Annotated in this window: 13 protein-coding genes and 1 pseudogene; 7 read left to right on the forward strand and 7 right to left on the reverse strand. The window is 68.3% G+C overall.

What is annotated here, in order from left to right; all coding sequences use genetic code 11:
• Window positions 1-491: 491 nt before the first annotated feature.
• Together ACFVYE_RS13590 and ACFVYE_RS13595 are read left to right on the forward strand one after the other, a co-directional pair.
• On the forward strand, window positions 492-2,525 hold the full coding sequence (locus ACFVYE_RS13590) for a transglycosylase domain-containing protein (RefSeq protein WP_383964078.1): 2,034 nt from the start codon (window positions 492-494) through the stop codon (window positions 2,523-2,525).
• A gap of 44 nt (window positions 2,526-2,569) precedes the next feature.
• Complete coding sequence (locus ACFVYE_RS13595) at window positions 2,570-3,826, forward strand: hypothetical protein (protein ID WP_383964081.1); 1,257 nt, start codon at window positions 2,570-2,572, stop codon at window positions 3,824-3,826.
• A gap of 111 nt (window positions 3,827-3,937) precedes the next feature.
• Here the strand turns inward: ACFVYE_RS13595 and ACFVYE_RS13600 are convergent, their stop codons facing one another.
• The 3 genes from ACFVYE_RS13600 to ACFVYE_RS13610 are packed head-to-tail and all read right to left on the reverse strand — an operon-like array spanning window position 3,938 to window position 6,693.
• On the reverse strand, window positions 3,938-4,975 hold the full coding sequence (locus ACFVYE_RS13600; RefSeq protein ID WP_383964083.1) for an ABC transporter substrate-binding protein: 1,038 nt from the start codon (window positions 4,973-4,975) through the stop codon (window positions 3,938-3,940).
• Window positions 4,976-5,027: 52 nt separating this feature from the next.
• A complete protein-coding gene (locus ACFVYE_RS13605) occupies window positions 5,028-5,888 on the reverse strand; it encodes an ABC transporter permease (protein ID WP_383964087.1) in 861 nt (286 codons plus the stop codon).
• Window positions 5,878-6,693, reverse strand: coding sequence for an ABC transporter ATP-binding protein (locus ACFVYE_RS13610; protein ID WP_266355177.1), 816 nt, complete (start codon window positions 6,691-6,693; stop codon window positions 5,878-5,880). The genes ACFVYE_RS13605 and ACFVYE_RS13610 overlap by 11 nt, the downstream gene beginning before the upstream one ends.
• 219 nt (window positions 6,694-6,912) lie before the next feature.
• Between ACFVYE_RS13610 and ACFVYE_RS13615 the strand changes: the two genes are divergently transcribed.
• The 4 genes from ACFVYE_RS13615 (at window position 6,913) to ACFVYE_RS13630 (ending at window position 10,957) form a co-directional block, all read left to right on the forward strand.
• On the forward strand, window positions 6,913-8,511 hold the full coding sequence (locus ACFVYE_RS13615) for an ATP-binding protein (protein WP_383964091.1): 1,599 nt from the start codon (window positions 6,913-6,915) through the stop codon (window positions 8,509-8,511).
• Complete coding sequence (locus ACFVYE_RS13620; RefSeq protein ID WP_383964094.1) at window positions 8,508-9,206, forward strand: response regulator; 699 nt, start codon at window positions 8,508-8,510, stop codon at window positions 9,204-9,206. The genes ACFVYE_RS13615 and ACFVYE_RS13620 overlap by 4 nt, the downstream gene beginning before the upstream one ends.
• A gap of 228 nt (window positions 9,207-9,434) precedes the next feature.
• Window positions 9,435-9,773: a DUF779 domain-containing protein gene (locus tag ACFVYE_RS13625; RefSeq protein ID WP_383964106.1), complete on the forward strand. Its 339-nt coding sequence runs from the start codon at window positions 9,435-9,437 to the stop codon at window positions 9,771-9,773.
• 173 nt (window positions 9,774-9,946) lie between these two features.
• Window positions 9,947-10,957 carry an alpha/beta fold hydrolase gene (locus tag ACFVYE_RS13630; RefSeq protein ID WP_389605561.1) on the forward strand — a complete coding sequence of 337 codons (1,011 nt, stop codon included), beginning with the start codon at window positions 9,947-9,949 and terminating at the stop codon, window positions 10,955-10,957.
• A gap of 21 nt (window positions 10,958-10,978) precedes the next feature.
• Here the strand turns inward: ACFVYE_RS13630 and ACFVYE_RS13635 are convergent, their stop codons facing one another.
• The 4 genes from ACFVYE_RS13635 to ACFVYE_RS13650 form a co-directional block, all read right to left on the reverse strand.
• Window positions 10,979-12,568, reverse strand: coding sequence for a hypothetical protein (locus tag ACFVYE_RS13635; RefSeq protein ID WP_389605563.1), 1,590 nt, complete (start codon window positions 12,566-12,568; stop codon window positions 10,979-10,981).
• 626 nt (window positions 12,569-13,194) lie between these two features.
• Window positions 13,195-13,389 (reverse strand): hypothetical protein, encoded by a 195-nt coding sequence (locus ACFVYE_RS13640; protein ID WP_093897859.1) that lies wholly within the window; start codon window positions 13,387-13,389, stop codon window positions 13,195-13,197.
• Between the two features lie 139 nt (window positions 13,390-13,528).
• The gene (locus tag ACFVYE_RS13645; RefSeq protein WP_389605565.1) at window positions 13,529-14,371 is read right to left on the reverse strand and encodes a phosphatidylinositol-specific phospholipase C/glycerophosphodiester phosphodiesterase family protein; all 843 of its coding nucleotides are present in this window, start codon (window positions 14,369-14,371) and stop codon (window positions 13,529-13,531) included.
• A 258-nt stretch (window positions 14,372-14,629) separates the two neighbouring features.
• On the reverse strand, window positions 14,630-16,084 hold the full coding sequence (locus tag ACFVYE_RS13650; protein ID WP_383978759.1) for a DUF4157 domain-containing protein: 1,455 nt from the start codon (window positions 16,082-16,084) through the stop codon (window positions 14,630-14,632).
• Window positions 16,085-16,780: 696 nt separating this feature from the next.
• Between ACFVYE_RS13650 and ACFVYE_RS13655 the strand changes: the two are divergent.
• A pseudogene (locus ACFVYE_RS13655) lies at window positions 16,781-17,104 on the forward strand (IS5/IS1182 family transposase); the annotation flags it as partial.
• Window positions 17,105-17,307: the final 203 nt, after the last annotated feature.

A 17,307-nucleotide genomic window follows, 5' to 3' on the forward strand; every position in this document is an offset into this window, starting at 1 on the left:
ACACCGGCGACCACTCAGTGGAACCCGTGCAGCGAGCCCCGCGCCCAGCGGATCGGAATGAACCGATCAGCGACATGACGCAGAGCCAGGCGTTCGATACGAGCCCAACTACGCCCCCACTGCGGCCGGTCGGGGCCGGGCGGCGTGATCCGCCCCGGCGGCCTGTTATCTTTACGTGACTTCGCGCCGCAACTCTCGGTGACGCTTTGGCCTTTGCTGTGGTGGAGTCGGCGAGGGGGGAAGCGTGTGGCCGCCCTCTGGGCGTTTCGGTCCGATCAGCAGCCGCACGGCCTGAACTGAACCTGGGGATGCACATGCCATACACCGGCCGAGACGAATGACTCTGCCGCCCGCCTGACGCGGGCAGGCGTCCGCAGGGCCCTGGCGGGGCCGGCCGAAATGGAGTGTGGCGGCGGACGAGCAATGACCACTACACGTGTACGGGCACGGTCGTAGTCTGCGGCCTGCCCGGCCAGTCATGGCTGGACGGAATGACACAGCACAACATATTCAGCAGAAAGGCGCATGCCGCTCGGGCCGCACTGCGCCCCGGGACGGGACGCCGGAAACAGGTGAAGCGACCTCGCCTGCGCCTGCCGTGCAGACCGGACTATCCGCGCACGGGGCGGCGCGGCTGGCGAAGATGGGTGCCCTCGTGGCGGCTGGTCGTGGGTTCGTTCCTGATGTTCGTCGCAACGCTCACGACCGTGGTGGGCATCGCCTACGCGCGCACGGACATCCCCAAGGACCTCAACGCGTTCGCCACCCAGCAGGACACCGTCTACTACTGGGCCGACGGGACCCCCATGGCCCGCACGGGCTGGGTGAGCCGCCAGGAGATGCCCCTGTCGAAGATTCCCGACGATGTCCGGTGGGCCGTACTGGCGGCCGAGAACGCCGACTTCTACTCGGACCACGGCATATCTACGCAGGGAATCACCCGCGCACTGTGGCGCACGGTCGGCGAGGGAGACACCCAGGGCGGATCGACCATCACCCAGCAGTACGTCAAGAACGTCTACCTCTCGCAGGACCAGTCCTTCTCCCGCAAGTTCACCGAGATGCTGCTCGCGGTCAAACTCGACCGCCATGTGAGCAAGGACAAGATTCTCGAGGAGTATCTGAACACCAGCTGGTTCGGCCGTGGCACCTACGGCCTCCAGCGCGCGGCCCAGGCCTACTACGGCAAGGAGGTCACCCAACTCGACGCCAGCGAGGGTGCGTTCCTCGCGTCCCTGCTCAAAGGGGCCTCGCTCTACGATCCCGCCATCAACCCCCGTAACCGTGACCGCGCCGTCGAACGGTGGCAGTGGACGCTGGACCGCATGGTGGAGATCGGCAAGCTGAGCCCGGCCGAGCGTGCCCGGTACACCACCTTTCCCGAGCCCAAGCCCCCTCACAAGCCGAACAGCACTGCCGGGCAGGACGGATACCTCGTTCAGCTCGCCGAGTCGTACGCCAAGCGTGCCGGACACATCTCCGACGCACGCTTCGACCTCGGCGGCTACCAGATCTACACGACGTTCGAGAAGCCGCGGATGACCGCTCTCACCCGGGCCGTGAAGGATGCGCGCGACTCGCTCGATCCCGGGCAGCGCAAGGCCGACCGCCACGTCCGGTTCGGGGCCTCGTCCGTCGCCCCGGACGGCCGGATCCTCGCCGTGTACGGCGGACCGGACTTCGAGCGGCAGGCCTTCAACGAATCCAACGCGGGCACCGTCCCGGCCGGTTCGGCGTTCACCCCGTTCGTCTACGCCGCCGGCCTGGAGCACGGCATCTCACGCAAGCGCAACGGCCCCCGGACCAGCGTGACGCCCTCGACCCTGTACGACGGTGACGACGACATTCCGGTCATGACGCCCGAAGGTCCCTACTGGGACCGCAGCGGCAAGATGGTCAAGGGCCAGAACGACGGCGACCATTCCTACGGCCGCATCAGTCTGCACGACGCCATGGCAAAGGCCGCGAACTCTCCGTTCCTCCAACTCGGTATGGATACGGGACTGAAGCAGGTCCGCAGTACGGCCGAGGCATCCGGGCTGCTCCCGTCCAGCTTCGGTCCGCCCGTTCCCGCGTTCTCGATGGGCAACTCCACACCGAGCGCCATCCGCATGGCCGACGCGTACGGCATGTTCGCGGCGCACGGCGTGCACACCGATCCGTACTCGGTACGAAAGGTCACCCGCAACGGCGAGCCGATCCGGATGGATCTGCCGCAGGCGAAGCGCGCCGTGCGGTCCGCCGTCGCCGACGAGGTCACCGCATCGCTCACACGGCCCGGCGGAGCGAGCGGCGTCGCATTCTCCTCACCGGTCGCCGCCAAGGCCGGAACCACCGAGGACGACACCGCGCGCTGGTACGTCGGCTACAACCAGGCCGCGTCCACGGCCGTCGTCGTGTACCGCATGGACCTGACGAAGAGTCTGGCGCCACTGCCGCTGAAGGGGCTCGGCGGCGACTCGGCGGCCGGCAAGAAGCTCTCGTCCCAGATCTGGAACACATACACGGAAGCCATGACGAAGTGACAGATACCAGAGAAAAATCTGCCGTTCGCCGAATACGGGCCCGCTTGACGCCCCGTATCGTCCTGGGGCTCGCGGCATGTGCAGTCGCGTCGGGTTCCGCGGCGCTCATCCCGCTGTCGTCCGACGAATCCTCGGGCAACCGGACTCCCCAGCAGGGCACGAGCACCGTCGCGGCGCCGACGCCGACCGCGCGGGAGCATCGCGGGGGTGACGGAAAGGAGACGGCAGAGGAGAAGTGGGACGGGAAGGTCAAGATTCTGGGAGACGGTTCCACGTCCTACACCGGGCCGCAGCCCGGCCGGCTGAAGGCCGAGCGACTCAAGCCGGGTGAGAAGCCGCCCCAGTTCGTGGTGTTCTCGTGGGACGGTGCGCTCGAGGGCGACGATCGCACGTTCTCGCGCTTCCGCCGTGCGGCGAAGGAGAGCAATGCGCACATGACGTTCTTCCTCACCGGTATCTACCTGCTCCCGCAGGAGAAGAAAAACCTCTACGAGCCGCCCCAGCACAAGCCCGGAGCGGCCGCGATCTCCTACCCGACGCGCGAACACATCCGCATGACGCTGGAACAGCTCGGCGGCGCCTGGCGGGAGGGCAACGAGATCGGGTCCCACTTCAACGGCCACTTCTGCGAGAAGAAGGGCGGTGGGGACTGGAGTACGGACGAGTGGATCAGCGAGATCAACCAGTTCTACTCCTTCGTACAGAACTGGAAGACGAACACAGGCTTCAAGGACCTCGATCCGCTGCCCTTCGACCCCACTCGCGAGGTCGTCGGCGGACGGGCCCCCTGCCTCGAGGGCCAGAAAACCCTTCTGCCGGCGACCAAGCCCTTCGGCTGGCGTTACGACGCGAGTTCCCCGGGAGACTTCCAGATCTGGCCGTCCAAGAAGAACGGCATCTGGGACCTCCCGCTGCAGATGCTGCCGTTCCCCGGCAAGGACTTCCAGGTTCTGTCCATGGACTTCAACTTCCTCTACAACCAGTCGGAAGGCAGCACCGAGGGCGACCCCGCGCAGTACCGGACGTGGCGCAAGGAGGCACGGGATTCCTACGTCGCCGGCTTCGATCGGGTGTTCAACGGCAGCCGGGCACCGCTGTTCATCGGAAATCACTTCGAGGACTGGAACGGCGGGATCTACATGGATGCCGCCGAGGAAACCATGCGAGAGGTCTGCCCGCGCAAGGAGGTGCGCTGTGTGTCCTTCCGCGAACTGACCGACTGGCTCGATGCGCAGGACCCCAAGGTCCTCGCCCAGTGGCGGACACTCGATCCCGCACAGCCGCCGAACTGGAAGCAATAGACGGATGAACGCGGAAAGCGGAGCTCCGGCTGAACAACTCGCGCGACTTGACGAATCGTTCGGGCCGGGGCTCCGCGGTCCGGTGTGCTCAGGCGTCGTCGACGCCCTCGGTCAGCCCGCCTTCTTGACGAACTCCGTGGTGTACGTCTTGGCGAGGTCCACCTTCGCGTTCTTCAGGTTCGGGTTGAATGCCTTCAGGACCCGCTCGACGGTGGCGGGGCCGTCCGCGGGCATGACGCCGTCCGTGGTGAACATGGGCAGCGTGCTCTTGATCGCCTGTGCGTACAGAGCCTTGCCGCCGCCCTGGGCGTAGTCGGCGGGCATCTTCGCGGCGATCTCGTCGGCGCTGTGCGTGGACATCCACTTCAGGGTCTTGACGAAGGCGTTGGCCAGCTTCTGGACGGTGTCCTTGTGGCTGTTGACCCACTCGGTCTGCATGTAGAGGCTGGAGGACGGGTAGAGCCCGCCGAGCGCCTGCTTGGAGCCCTCGGGGGTCCGCATGTCGATGAGGATCTTGCCGAGCTTCTTGTCCAGGATGGTGGCGACCGTCGGATCGGTGGTCATACCGCCCTGGATGGAACCCTGCTGAAGGGCGGAGATGAACGTCTGCCCCGCTCCGACCGCCACGGGCGTGAATTCGCTGGTCTTCACATCGTTGCTCACGGCGAGGTACTTCGTGAGGAAGTCGGTCGAGGAGCCGATGCCCGTCACACCGAGCTTCTTCCCCTTGAAGTCCTTCGCCGATCTGACGTCCCCCGCCGCCTTGTCGGAGACGATCTCGACCTCACCGGGAGCCTGGGAGAACTGGACGACCGACTCGACCTGCTTGCCCTTCACCTGAAGGTCGAGGGTGTGGTCGTAGAAGCCCACCGTGCCCTGGACATCGCCGGAGACCAGTGCCGTTTCGGCCTGGACGCCCGCGGGCTCGGTCAGGAGCTGGACCGACACTCCCTCCTCCTTGAAGTAGCCGAGCCGCTCGGTCAGCATCGCGGGCAGGTAGATGACCTTGTCCAGGCCCCCGACCATGATCTTGACCTTGTCGTTCTTGCCGCCGGAGGCCGAGGTGGAGCCGCCGCCACAGGCGGTCAGGCTGGTCAGGGCGAGTGCACCGGCGACGGCGACGGCCGAGATCCGGGTGGATGTACGCATCTGATTCACGTCCTTGTGAAGAAACAGTCGGGTGTGCGAATGACGGTCGGAGTCAGCGGGCGGTGTCGGCCTCGGCCGGCTTCCAGCGGAAGAGCCGCTTTTCGAGGAAGGTCAGCAGCCCCTCGGCCAGCAGCGCGACGATCGCGAGGATGACCATCGCGGCGTAGACACCGGCGGCGTTGAACGTGCCCTGAGAGGCGGCGACCAGCAGCCCGAGTCCCTTGGTGGCCCCGATGTACTCACCGACGATGGCGCCGATGAGGGCAAAGCCGAAGCTCACATGCAGGCTGGTGAAGATCCAGGACGTGGCCGAGGGGATGACCACCTGAAGCGTGACCTGGCGGTTGCCGGCGCCCAGGATGCGGGAGTTGGCCACGAGATTGCGGTCGACCTCCCTTGCCCCCTGGAAGGCGTTGAAGAAGACGGGGAAGAACACGAGGACGACCGCGGAGGCGACCTTCGAGGCCGGGCCGAGGCCGAACCAGATGAGGAAGATCGGGGCGAGCACGATGCGCGGCAGGGCGTTGAGCACCTTGATGTACGGGCCGAGGACATCGGCGGCGAAGCGGACTCGGCCCAGTGCGATTCCGAGCAGCACGCCGGCGATCACACCGATGACCCAGCCGAGCAGCGCCTCGTAGAGCGTGTACCAGATCTGCTCCCACAGGGAGCCCTGGGCGGTACCGTCGACGACCCAGCTGCGGATCTGGTCCCAGATCTTCGACGGCATGGAGAAGTTGAACGGGTCGATGACCGACGTCCGGGCCAGCCACTCCCACAGCCCGATGACCGCGAAGAGCACCGCGATCCGGCTCCCGAGGACCAGGTACTTGCGGTTGCGGGCGGCCCGCGCCCTGGCCCGGGTCCGCTCGGTCTTGGTGACGGCGTTCGCGGTGATGGTTTCAGGCGACATCGAGGGCACCCCTCTCGCGGGTGATGCGGACCTCTTCGCCGAGCGAGGACCAGATCTCCCGGTAGATTTCGATGAACCGGGGCTCCAGGCGCACCTGCTCGACCTTGCGGGGGCGGGGCAGATCGATCTCGAAGACCTCCTTGACCGTGGCCGGTCCAGCGGTCATGACCACGACCTTGTCGGCCAGCGCGATGGACTCCTCCAGGTCATGGGTGACGAAGACGACAGAGGCTCCGGTGCCGGCCCACAGCTCCAGCAGTTCGTCCGACATCAGGGCCCTGGTCTGCACATCGAGTGCGGAGAAGGGTTCGTCCATCAGCAGGATCTCGGGGTCGTTGACGAAGGTGGCGGCGAGGGCGACGCGCTTGCGCTGACCGCCGGACAGCTGGTGGGGATAGCGGTCTTCGAACGAGGACAGCCCGACCCGGGCGAGCCACTCCCTGGCCCGCTCCTTCGCCTCCGGCTTCGGCACGCCGCGGAAGCGGGGACCTGCCATCACGTTGGACAGCACGGTCCGCCAGGGGAAGACCGCGTCCTGCTGGAAGACGAAGCCGACCTTGTCGCCGATGCCGCGCACCGGCTCGCCGCCCACCAGCACCTCCCCCTCGGTGGGCTCCTCCAGACCGCTGACCAGAGTCAGAGTGGTCGACTTGCCGCATCCCGTGGGGCCCACCACGGCGACGAACTCACCGCGCCCGATCGTGAGGTCCAGATCCCGTACGGCGGTGTGGAGCGCCCCCGACGGAGTCCGGAACGCTTTGCTCGCCCCCCGCAGCTCGATGGCGGGGCTCGTTTCGCTGTTCATGGAGCGGGACGCTAAGTGCGGCCCGGGGACATGGGCACCCTTGCGCTCACAACTCCTGCTTCTGCCCATAACCCGCGGTTCTGCTCGTTCTGCTCACGCTGCGGCAACGAATACGCCACGGGGACTGGTCATCGGCGACGGCGACGTTTACGTTGCGTTCACACAAGGACGAAACGGAGCATCAGGTTCCTGGCTGGCGGAAGGCAGAGGTCGAAGCACATGCGGATTCACTGGCCCCGCCGTGTCTTCGCCCAGGTGCTCCTCACCCAGGTGGCCATCACCACCGGCGTGATCATGCTCGTCACCGGGCTCTTCCTCGCCCCCCTCAGCCACCAGCTCGACGACCAGGCGATGCATCAGGCGCTGTCCATCGCCCAGACCGCCGCCGCCGAGCCCGCTCTGGTGCGCGACCTGACAAGTACCGACCCCAGCCCCACCGGACCGGTGCAGGCCGAGGCGGAGCGGATCCGGCGGGCCACCGGAGCGCTCTACATCGTGGTCATGGACACCCGCGGGGTGCGCTGGTCGCACACCGACATCACGCAGATCAGCAGACACGTCTCGACCGATCCCAGCACGGCTCTGGGTGGCCGGGAGATCATGCAGATCGACAACGGAACCCTGGGCCGCTCGGCACGCGCGAAGGTTCCCCTGCGCGACAGGGACGGGACCATCGTCGGTGCCGTCTCGGTGGGCATCGCCTACGACAGCGTCCATGAGCGGCTGCTCGGCGCCATTCCCGGTCTGCTGCTCTACTCCGGAGCAGCGCTCGCCGCGGGCGTGCTGGCCGCCCTGGCCGTCTCGCGGCGGCTGCAGCGCAGCACCCATGGACTTGCCTTCGCCGACATCTCCGCGTTGCTGGACGAGCGCGAGGCCATGCTGCACAGCATTCGCGAGGCCGTTCTCGCCCTCGACGCCAAGGGCCGGATCCGGTTGCTCAACGACGAGGCGCAGCGTCTGCTGGAGCTTGACCAGGACGCCGTGGGACGGGCGCTGGGCGAGGTGCTGCCGCCGGGCCGTACGACGGAGGTGCTGGTGGGACGGGTCGACGGCGACAACCTGATCACCGTCTGCAATGGACGCGTGCTGATCGCCAACCGTATGCCCACCGGTGACGGCGGAGCCGTCGTCACCCTGCGCGACCGTACCGAGCTGGAACTGCTCGGCCGTGAACTGGACTCCACTCACGGCCTGCTGGATGCCATGCGCGCCCAGGACCACGAGCACGCCAACCGACTGCACACCCTGCTCGGGCTGCTGGAACTCGGGAGGCACGACGCCGCGGTGGAGTTCGTCGCGGAGGTGGCCAATGGTCACCGGGCCTCGGCGGAGCAGGTCGCGGAACGCGTCAACGATCCTCTGCTGTCGGCGCTGTTGGTGGGCAAGTCGGCCATCGCGGCGGAGCGGGGCGCCTCCTTGCGCATCTCACCGGCCACCCGGCTCCCGGACGTGGTGGTGGACCCGCGCGATCTGGTGACCGTCCTCGGCAACCTCATCGACAACGCGCTGGACGTCGCCTCGCTCATCGAGGTCGAGCTTCTCGCCGAGGGCACCACCGCGGTCCTGCGGGTCAGCGACAACGGTCCCGGGGTGCCCCCCGGCATGCGCGAGCAGATCTTCACCGAGGGCTGGTCCACCAAGGAGTCCCCCGCCCATCGCGGACGCGGTCTGGGTCTGGCGCTGGTGCGCCGGCTGGCCGAGCGCTACGGTGGCGCGGCTCGCGTCACGGCCCGGGCCGGCGGTGGCGCGGTCTTCACCGTCGTCCTGCCAGAGGCACTCAGCGTCCGGCCGCTGTCCGAAGTGGGAGAGTTGCGATGATCGATGTCCTGGTGGTGGACGACGACTTCCGCGTTGCCGAGATCAATGCCGCATATGTCGCCAAGATCCCCGGCTTCCGTGTCATCTCCCGTGCGCACACCGCCGCGCAGGCGCTCGCCTTCCTGGAGCGTGACCATGTCGACCTCGTCCTTCTCGATCACTATCTTCCGGACGAGACGGGGCTGACACTTGTACGGCGGCTGCGTCAGCTGGGCCACCCGGCCGATGTGATCATGGTGACCGCGGCCCGTGATGTGTCGACCGTCCGGACCGCCATGCGGTACGGCGCCCTGCAGTACCTGGTCAAGCCGTTCAGCTTCGCCGGTCTGCGGTCCAAACTGGAGAGTTACGCGGCCCTGCGCCGCACCCTGGAAGGCATGGGAAACAGCCGCGGCGAGGCGGGACAGGAGCAGGTCGACCAGATCTTCGGCGCCCTTCGCACCGCGGATTCCGGCCCCGCGGCAACCCTGCCCAAGGGTCACTCCGCACCCACGGCCGATGTCATCCGCCATGTCCTGTCGGCCTCCGACGAGCCACTGTCCGCCCATGAGGTCGCCGCCCGGGCCGGTCTGAGCCGCTCCACCGCCCAGCGATACCTCAAGTACCTGGAGGGCGCGGGCCGCATCAGTCTCAGCCTCAAGTACGGCGACACCGGCCGTCCCGAACACCGTTACGCGTGGGCGAAGGCGAGCTGAGCAGCGTACGGGGCTGCGGATCGGACTGCCGCGTTCGCACACCCCTTGCCGAGCGGAGCCGGACTGGTAGCGTTCGTCCATATCGTCCCAGCCGACCGGTGCGCCATCCGATGCGACAAGGGCTGATGCATGAACCGAGATGAGACGAAGAATCCGTCCCCCGGCCAACTGCGTTCCGATGAACCGCCGTTCAAGGCATCCCGGACAAGTCCGCAGAACGCGCCGCTCGTGGAGCTCACCCCCGCCGCCGCCGATCTGGTGCGTCGACTGCGGGAGGCCCACGGCCCGTTGATGTTCCACCAGTCGGGCGGCTGCTGCGACGGCAGTGCGCCCATGTGTTACCAGTACGGGGAATTCCGTACCGGCGGCTCCGACGTGCTGCTGGCCTCTCTCGATGTCGACGGGGTGGCGGAGAATGTCCCGTTCTGGATGTCGAAGAGTCAGTTCGAGCTGTGGGCGCACACCCGCCTGATCGTCGATGTGGTGGAGGGTCGGGGCAGTGGTTTCTCTCTGGAGGCTCCGCAGGGGGTGCGGTTCCTGATCCGGTCCCGGCTCATCGACCCCTGAGTCGGCACCGCATACCGCGGGTTTGCCGTAACGGCAAGAATTCTTGTGGGCGAGACGGCGGTGGCCGAATGATCGTGGCACAGGTGGCACCGACGGGCGAGGCGCTCCCGGCCGGGTGATCCCGTGTCGACGGCCACCGCACGAGAGCTGGTCACATCCGCGAGGAGAAGCACATGGCGCCCACCGACATTCCCTCCGCTCCGCTGCCGGACGCCGTCCACCGGCTGGTGGAGGTGCCCGGAGGCCGTATCCACCTGGTCGAACAGGGAACCGGACCGTTGGTCCTGCTGGTCCACGGCTTCCCCGAGTCGTGGTACTCGTGGCGACACCAGCTTCCGGCCCTTGCCGCAGCAGGATTTCGCGCGGTTGCCATCGATGTACGCGGCTACGGACGCTCGTCGAAGCCCGTCGATGTGGAGTCGTACCGGATGCCGGCCCATGTCGCGGACAACGCCGGTGTCGTGCAAGCGCTCGGTGAACGGACAGCGGCGATCGTGGGCCACGACTGGGGTTCGACCATCGCCGCCGGCAGCGCGCTGCTCATGCCCGATGTCTTCACCTCCGTGGCACAGCTCAGCGTCCCGTACGCGCCGCGGAACGGTCACCGGCCGAGCGATGTCTTCAGCCGCATCGGAGGTGCCGAGGAGTTCTACGTCAGTTACTTCCAGTCCCCGGGACGGGCCGAGGCGGAGATCGAGCCCGATGTGCGCGGCTGGCTGGCCGGGTTCTACGCCGGACTCTCCGCCGACACGATGCCGTCGGACGGTGAGGACAGTCTCTTCTTCGTCCCGCCGGGGGCACAGCTCCGCGACCGGTTCGCCGCCGATACCCTCCCTTCCTGGCTGAGCGAGGCCGATCTCGATTTCTACGCGGCGGAGTTCGAGCGGACCGGGCTGACGGGGGCACTCAACAGGTACCGCAATGCCGACCGGGACTGGGAAGACCTCACCGCCTGGGACGGTGCGCCGATCACCCAGCCCTCGCTGTTCATCGGCGGAGAGCTCGACGCGTCGACCACCTGGATGGCCGACGCCATCGAGAGCTTCCCCAAGACCCTTCCCGGCCTGGTCTCCTCCCACGTCCTGCCGGGGTGCGGGCACTGGATCCAGCAGGAGCGCGCCGCCGACGTCAATCGCCTGCTCACCGAATGGCTGCGCTCCCCGCAGGTACGCGCCACCCGGTGAGCCGCAGGGCACCGGCCACGGTTACTCCGTGTCCCGGACCGCCACGATGCCGTTGAACACACCCACGTACGCCGTACCGTCGGGACCGATCGTGATCGGCGCCCAGTTGTTGTCGTACGAGGGGCCGGTGCCGGTGAGCTTCTTCCAACGGCGTTCGCCGGTGCGGAAGTCCACAGCGGTGAGGTACCAGGCGTCGATGCCGAGGCTGTTGGGCTCCTTCTCGTAGAAGTACAACAGGCCGTTGGCGGCAGAGAGTTTGGGCACGGTCGAGGGTGATCGGACGGCGCTCTGCCACACGGTGTCGCAGCCGCTGCCGTCGGCCCGTACATCGATCCGGGTGACGCCGCCCACGACGCTCTTCCCGAGGAGAAGAGACGTCAGGTTCTCGTAGCCGTAGTTGTTCTCGACTACGAGGCTGTTGCCCCGACTGATCATGGAGTTGTCGGTGGTCGAGGCGCCGGAGCCGAAGACCGGGACCTTGCAGACGAGCCGCCGGTCCACGGGGACGTCGGCGGCGCGACGGTAGACCAGGACGTTCATCCGGTCGTCGGCGTTGTCGGTGATCGCGACATAGTCCTCGGGTTCGCCGAAGAGGTCCGGCGTGGTGCCGGAGCCCTGGTTGACCGAACCTGGTTTGGTGCCGGTTCCCCGGTCGTACGTCTGGCGCCACTGCACCTGCGGGGTTCCGTCCGCCGATGCCACGAAGCTGTACAGGGCGTGGTCGGAGACGATCGAGATGCCGTCCTCAGCGACGGAGAAGGAGTTCTGGATCTCCTCCCCGGTGAGTTGCACGGAGCGGATGGCGGAGGTCCGGGGCTCGACCGTGCCTACCCTGCCGAGCCGGGTCACCCACCAGATGCGGCCCTGCCAGTCGGGCATCACGGAGGTGACGGGGTCGCAGATGCCGCTGGGGAAGAGGTTGGTCCAGCTGACGCAGTCGTGCGGCACCTGGCCGGTGAGGTCCCAGTCGTTGTCGACGACGAAGCGCCAACTGCTGTCCGCCGCCTGTTCATGGGCGATCCGCAGGATGTGCTGCCGGGAGTCGGCGAGAACCACCCGGTCCTGGTTGTCGAGGTAGAAGTAGGCGCCGCCCGAGGTGTCCTTGAAGATCTTCGAGAAGTCGAGGCGGGTGATGGCCTCGACGGTCGAGGAGCGCTGCGGGAGCTTGTACTCGGCCAGCGTGTCGAGGGTGCGGGGATCGAGGAGCTTGAGCAGGAACCCGGTGAACGTGCCGCACACGGTGATCAGCCGGCCCGCCGAGTCGAAGGTGGCGGTGGCGCACTCCCCGCCGACCAGGGCGATCTGTTCGCTGCGGACTGCGGGGCTGCGTCCGAGAGGCCCGGAGTACGGATAGGTGGCGCTGCCCGCCGCATCGGCGTGCATGGTGCTGCGTCCGTTGGGGGCGAGGAAGGGGTGCTGCGGCGGTGCCTGTCCGGGTACGGGCGAAGCCGTGGCGGGCACCCCCTCGTAGTCGCTGACCAGGCGGTGTCCTGGCGCCTTGGGGATCTCGCCCGCCGAGGCCGCGGCGCCCGGCGTCAGGAGTGCGGTGCCGCAGAGGGTGAGTACCAGGGCCAGTACGCGGGCACGCGCTCTTCGGGACGACGTAAACATCGGACTCCTCGGTCGGATACGGGGGTCGCACCGCCGCCCGACGGTAGAGCGACCGTCTTGAGGTGTCCATGGAAGTGCGCGGTGTTTCATGCCTGCTTCACGGCATCGCAACACGGTGCATCGCGTCCCGTACCCGGCCGGGTCGGCCGGGTACGGGACCGGACCGCCGGCCGTTGCGTCGTCCACGATCGCGGCGGTGAGCATCGCCCGTCGGATCTCGGCAGCCGTGGCCCCTGAAGTGGCCCGAAGTTGCGGCCGGCCGGCGGCCGAGGGAACGAAGCGGTGCTCGGGCCTTCGGCATTGCGTACACGTGGTGTCGGTGGTGACGAGACAGCCCCTTGGCGAGGTACTGGATTCCTGGCGTCGGGCCCTCTTCGGGCCCGCCCGCCGGTCCGTCGGTGTCACCTCGGATCTCTTCGTCCGCACATACCGGCCGTCCCCGGATGACGGCATCATGCTGCCGACCGTTCAGGACGATCATCTTCTGTTCGTGAGACCGACCCTTGTCCGCCCTGTTCCGGATCGCCTCCGATCGATTCCCGCGGGCACGGAAATCCACACCCGGCCTCCGGGCAGTCCGCGTGACCGCGCCCCCCGGGGCCTCGGTCATCGAACGGGCTGCGGAGTCAGGGCTTGAGGCTGCTGACGACGTCGGCCGTGGCCGTCAGGCCGTTCTGAATGGTCGGCGCCATGCTCGTACCCGCGAGGAAGAACCCGAGCATGGCGCAGACCAGCGCATGCGAGATCTTCAGCCCCCCGTTGCGGAGGTAGATCACCGCAAGGATCAGCAGAAGCAGCACCAGTGAGATCGAAATGGCCATGGCCAACCTCCTCCGCCGCGCCGGAATGCGGCATTCGGCCGCCAGTGTGGCGTAGCGGAGAGGCCATCCGGCGGACTGGCATGTCCGCCATATGGGTGTTGACTGGCTGTCACGGTCCGGACGGTGCGCCCGTGTCCGGTCAGCCGTCGAGGCGAGCGGCGGCCCCGGTCCTGGCGTCCCTGTCATGTGTACGCAGGAAGTGTTCGAGCCCTGCCAGGTCGTCGGTGTTGAGGTGGTCGACCCCGGCGGCCAGCAGTTCGGTCCATACGGCGTCCCGCTCCGGTCCCGCGACGTCGGGCGTGGCCCAGAAACGGACGCGTCGGCCGCTTCGGTGGGCCGTGGCGACGAGCGAGCGCAGTTTGTCCCGTTCGGCCACGGGGAAGGGGCCCGCGCCCAGCCAGCTGAAGTTGTCGCTCCAGTTGCTGCTGATGAGCGGGATGAACGAGGCGGTGGCCGCGGTTCCGAGGTCGTCCGGCCGGCCGTCGTAAAACGCGTACCGCGTGCGCTGCGCCTCCATCGGAACGCGAGCGGCGCGGTCGCCGGAGATGACGGGTGTGATCGCGCCGGGCCGCACCCGGCCGTGGTGGTACGCCGTCAGCATCTGCCGGTATCGCCCGAGCTGCCGGTCAAGTTCGAGGTAGGCGGCGGCCCCGTCGGTCTTGATGTCGATCAGTAGCTGTAGGGGTACGCGGTAGCCGGGGTGGACCGTACCGTGGTTGGCCCGGACCCTGGCCGGCAGCGGGTCGGGGTAGAGCGAAGCAAGGGTTCGGGTGGGGTCGAGGTCGGTGGCCTCGTGGGCGACCAGCAGTTCCCCGTCCACAAGGAAGATGTCTGCCTCGACGCTGGTGAAGCCGTGGGCGAGCGCGTCGTGGAGGGGGTGCGTGTGCAGGTAGTCGTTGTGCGCGTGGGCCCGGCGCAGCGGGCGCGGACGGTGGCGGTCTGCGGCCGAGGGCGCGGCGGACGACTCGGACGCGACGGACATCTGCAGGGACAGCACTGCGCCTGCGGCGACGGTGGCGAGCGCGGTGGTGACGACGCTTCGGCGGCTCGGGAACGCCAGCCCTCCGCGTCCGCCGCAGCGAGGACTACACCGTCGACCCCGATGTACGACCACGAACGGGCCGCACTGCTGGCCGGACTCGACAGGCCGTAGCCGCGCCCGTGCGGGACGGCTACGGGCGGGCGTTCAGGGTCAGGGCGGGCAGGTCGGGTCGGGGCGGGCAGGTCGGGTCGGGTCGGGTCACATGAGCTTCCGGCGGCCGGTCTCCTTTCTGAGACCGCCCACGTTGATCGGCTGGAGGATGACGGTGATCGCGCCGACCGAGAAGTGCTGCACCGGAGCGCCGGTGTTTCGCCCGTGGAAACTGTGCGGCAGCGCCTGCCCGTTGGTCGGGTCCGTGCCCGCCGTATACATGTCGACGATGCCCTCGTGCCCCTGGCGGGCCTTTGCGTCGGTGCCGTCCGCGGCCTGCTCCACGGTGATGCGGTCATCGCCGTCCACGGCGACCACGGCCGCCACGTGGTAGGGCCACCCGCTGGTGTTGGCGGGCAGCTCGTAATCCTCGTCCCACGCGGTCTCCACGATGGCGAACGCCTGGCCGGGGTTCGGCCGCTCCTCGCCGTTCGCGTGCGGGCCGCCGGGCCTGGCATTCGCGTAGGCCAGGGCGCCCTCCGCGTTTTCCCTTTCGCCCATGCCGAACTGGTTGCCGCCCAAGGCGAATTCGCTGGCGTCCTGCCCCAGGGCCAGCCGCTGCTGGTGCATGATCTCCTCGGCGGTGTGGGCACAGTCCGCGAGGAAGGTCGTCGACGGCTCGTACTCCGCGTACGTGCGCCCCCCGATGTCCCCGCTCTGCCCGGTCGGCGTGCAGTACCGGGGCGCTGGGGCGCCCTCCGCAACCCAGATAACGGTGGTGTCCGCCCCGGGAGTGACGGTCATGAGATAGAGGCCGTTCTCCGAGACCCGTGCGGCCCCCAACTCCACGGTGGTGACCTGGGAAAAGCGCTGGAGGACCGTCGCGTCGGTGCCGCGCGCCGTGCCCCGGGCCATGGCGTCGGCTTTCCGCTGTACAGGGGCACCTCGGGGGCCCTGGTCGCTCTGGGTGCTCTGGGCGGGCGTCCGCCTCATCACCCGGACCGCGTTGGCCTCGGCCTCGCGCTCGAAGCGGTCGCTGGGGTCGGAGACGCTCAGTCCCGACCCGTTGTCCGTACCGGCCACCGGACCCTGGCGCTGCTGGATGACGTGCGTCAGCTCATGGGCGAGGGTGTGCTTGTCGCCGCCGCCGTCGCCGATGACGACATGGCTGCCGGAGGTGTAGGCACGGGCACCCACCTCGGCGGCGGAGTCGCGGGCCGCGGAGCCGGTGTGCAGGCGGACGTCGGAGAAGTCGGCGCCGAGGCGGGATTCCATTTCCTGGCGCAGCGGTTCGTCCAGCGGCTTGCCCGGCGCGCGCAGCACGTCGTGCACGGCAGAGCGCTGCACCGGCTCCGCCGTGGGCTGTTGGTGGCCGCAGCCCGCGCCGTGCTGGTGCCGGTCCCGCTGGAGCATACGGACGACGGCCGCGTTGCCGATGGTGCGCTGCAGCTCGAGAAGCGCATCGGGCACCCGACTGCTCGGGGCCTCCCCCGGCCGCGCGACCGCACTCTGGGCGGGGCGCTGCGGCTGCTTTTCGTTCTTTTTCAGCTCTTGCGCGTGCATGGACTTCCGCTCGTAGGGCTGGCAGTTTCGCTGTGCTCTCCCTACCTACCTGGTGCAGCGGTCGCGGGTAAGGGATGCACGGGGCACGATGCGGTAGCCCGTACGGGCAGCGCGTCCGCCTGGCGGGTATCGGCGGGGGCTGCCCGGGGCGTGGGTACTACCAGCGCGCTCCGGGCCCGCTTCAGCTGGCGTGCCCGCTGCAGCGCCGCCTCCGCCTGCCGCTGACGGGGAGACGCACAGCCGGTCGGTGAGGTGCGAGACGGCCGAATCGGCGCGCGCGGAGTGGAGTTGGGCGTAGTGGTCGAGGGCGAGGTGGACGTGCGCGCATGCCTCGTCGGGGTGCCCGGCGTCGAGGAGCAGTCCGGCGAGGCGGGCCTGGGTGAGCGCATACGGGCGGCGCCTGCCGGGGTGCGTCGGCGGGCCGCGTCGCGCAGGGCGCTCAGCGCCTGCCGGCCGTCGCCGAGAGCCTGCAGGGTCCGGGCCCGTTGGTAGTCGAGTCCTGCCCGGGGATAGGCGGAGAAGAGGCCCGGAGGGCTGGCGAGCCTCTCCATACTCGGCCCGGTACTCCCGACGGTGCCGCAGATGTAAGACCTCGGTTCGGTCGAACCGAGGTCGGTCGGCTTTGCTTACGTGCCCAACATGCCCAACACCCATCGGATATCTGTCAGGCACGGGCCGCCAGGCCTACTTGCCCAAGCCATAGCGGACACCACCTGCTCAGCCACCACGATCCGCAACCGCCGTGACGAGTGGATCCGGCTGGGCTTCTTCGCCCGGCTTCGGCACATAGCCCTGGAGGCATACGACCGCATCGTCGGCCTCGTCCTGGACCGGATCGCCATCGACGGCTCGATCACCAAAGCGCCCGGAGGCGGAGAAGCCGTCGGAAGCTCACCGGTCGGCCGAGGCAAACAGGGCCTCAAACGCTCCGGAATGACAGACGGTTACGGAATCCCGCTGGGCCGGGTCCTGGCCGGAGCGAACCGCCATGACTCGCCACTGCTCGCCCCGACCCTGGACCTGAATGAGGCTCCCGAACTGAAGAACGCCGCGACCGCGAGGAGCACCAAGGGCTTTGCCCAGTTCACGGCGAACAGGGTAGGGCGATCAGGTCTGCCAGAGGAACGTTGCCGCTCCCTGTCGCGCCCCAGGTCGTTACCCACCATGCCCGGCCCGGTCCCGGAACGTGCACTTCTCGGCCTCCGCGATGGGTAGGATCACGC

Source organism: Streptomyces sp. NPDC058239 (genome assembly GCF_042882185.1).
Lineage (GTDB): Bacteria > Actinomycetota > Actinomycetes > Streptomycetales > Streptomycetaceae > Streptomyces.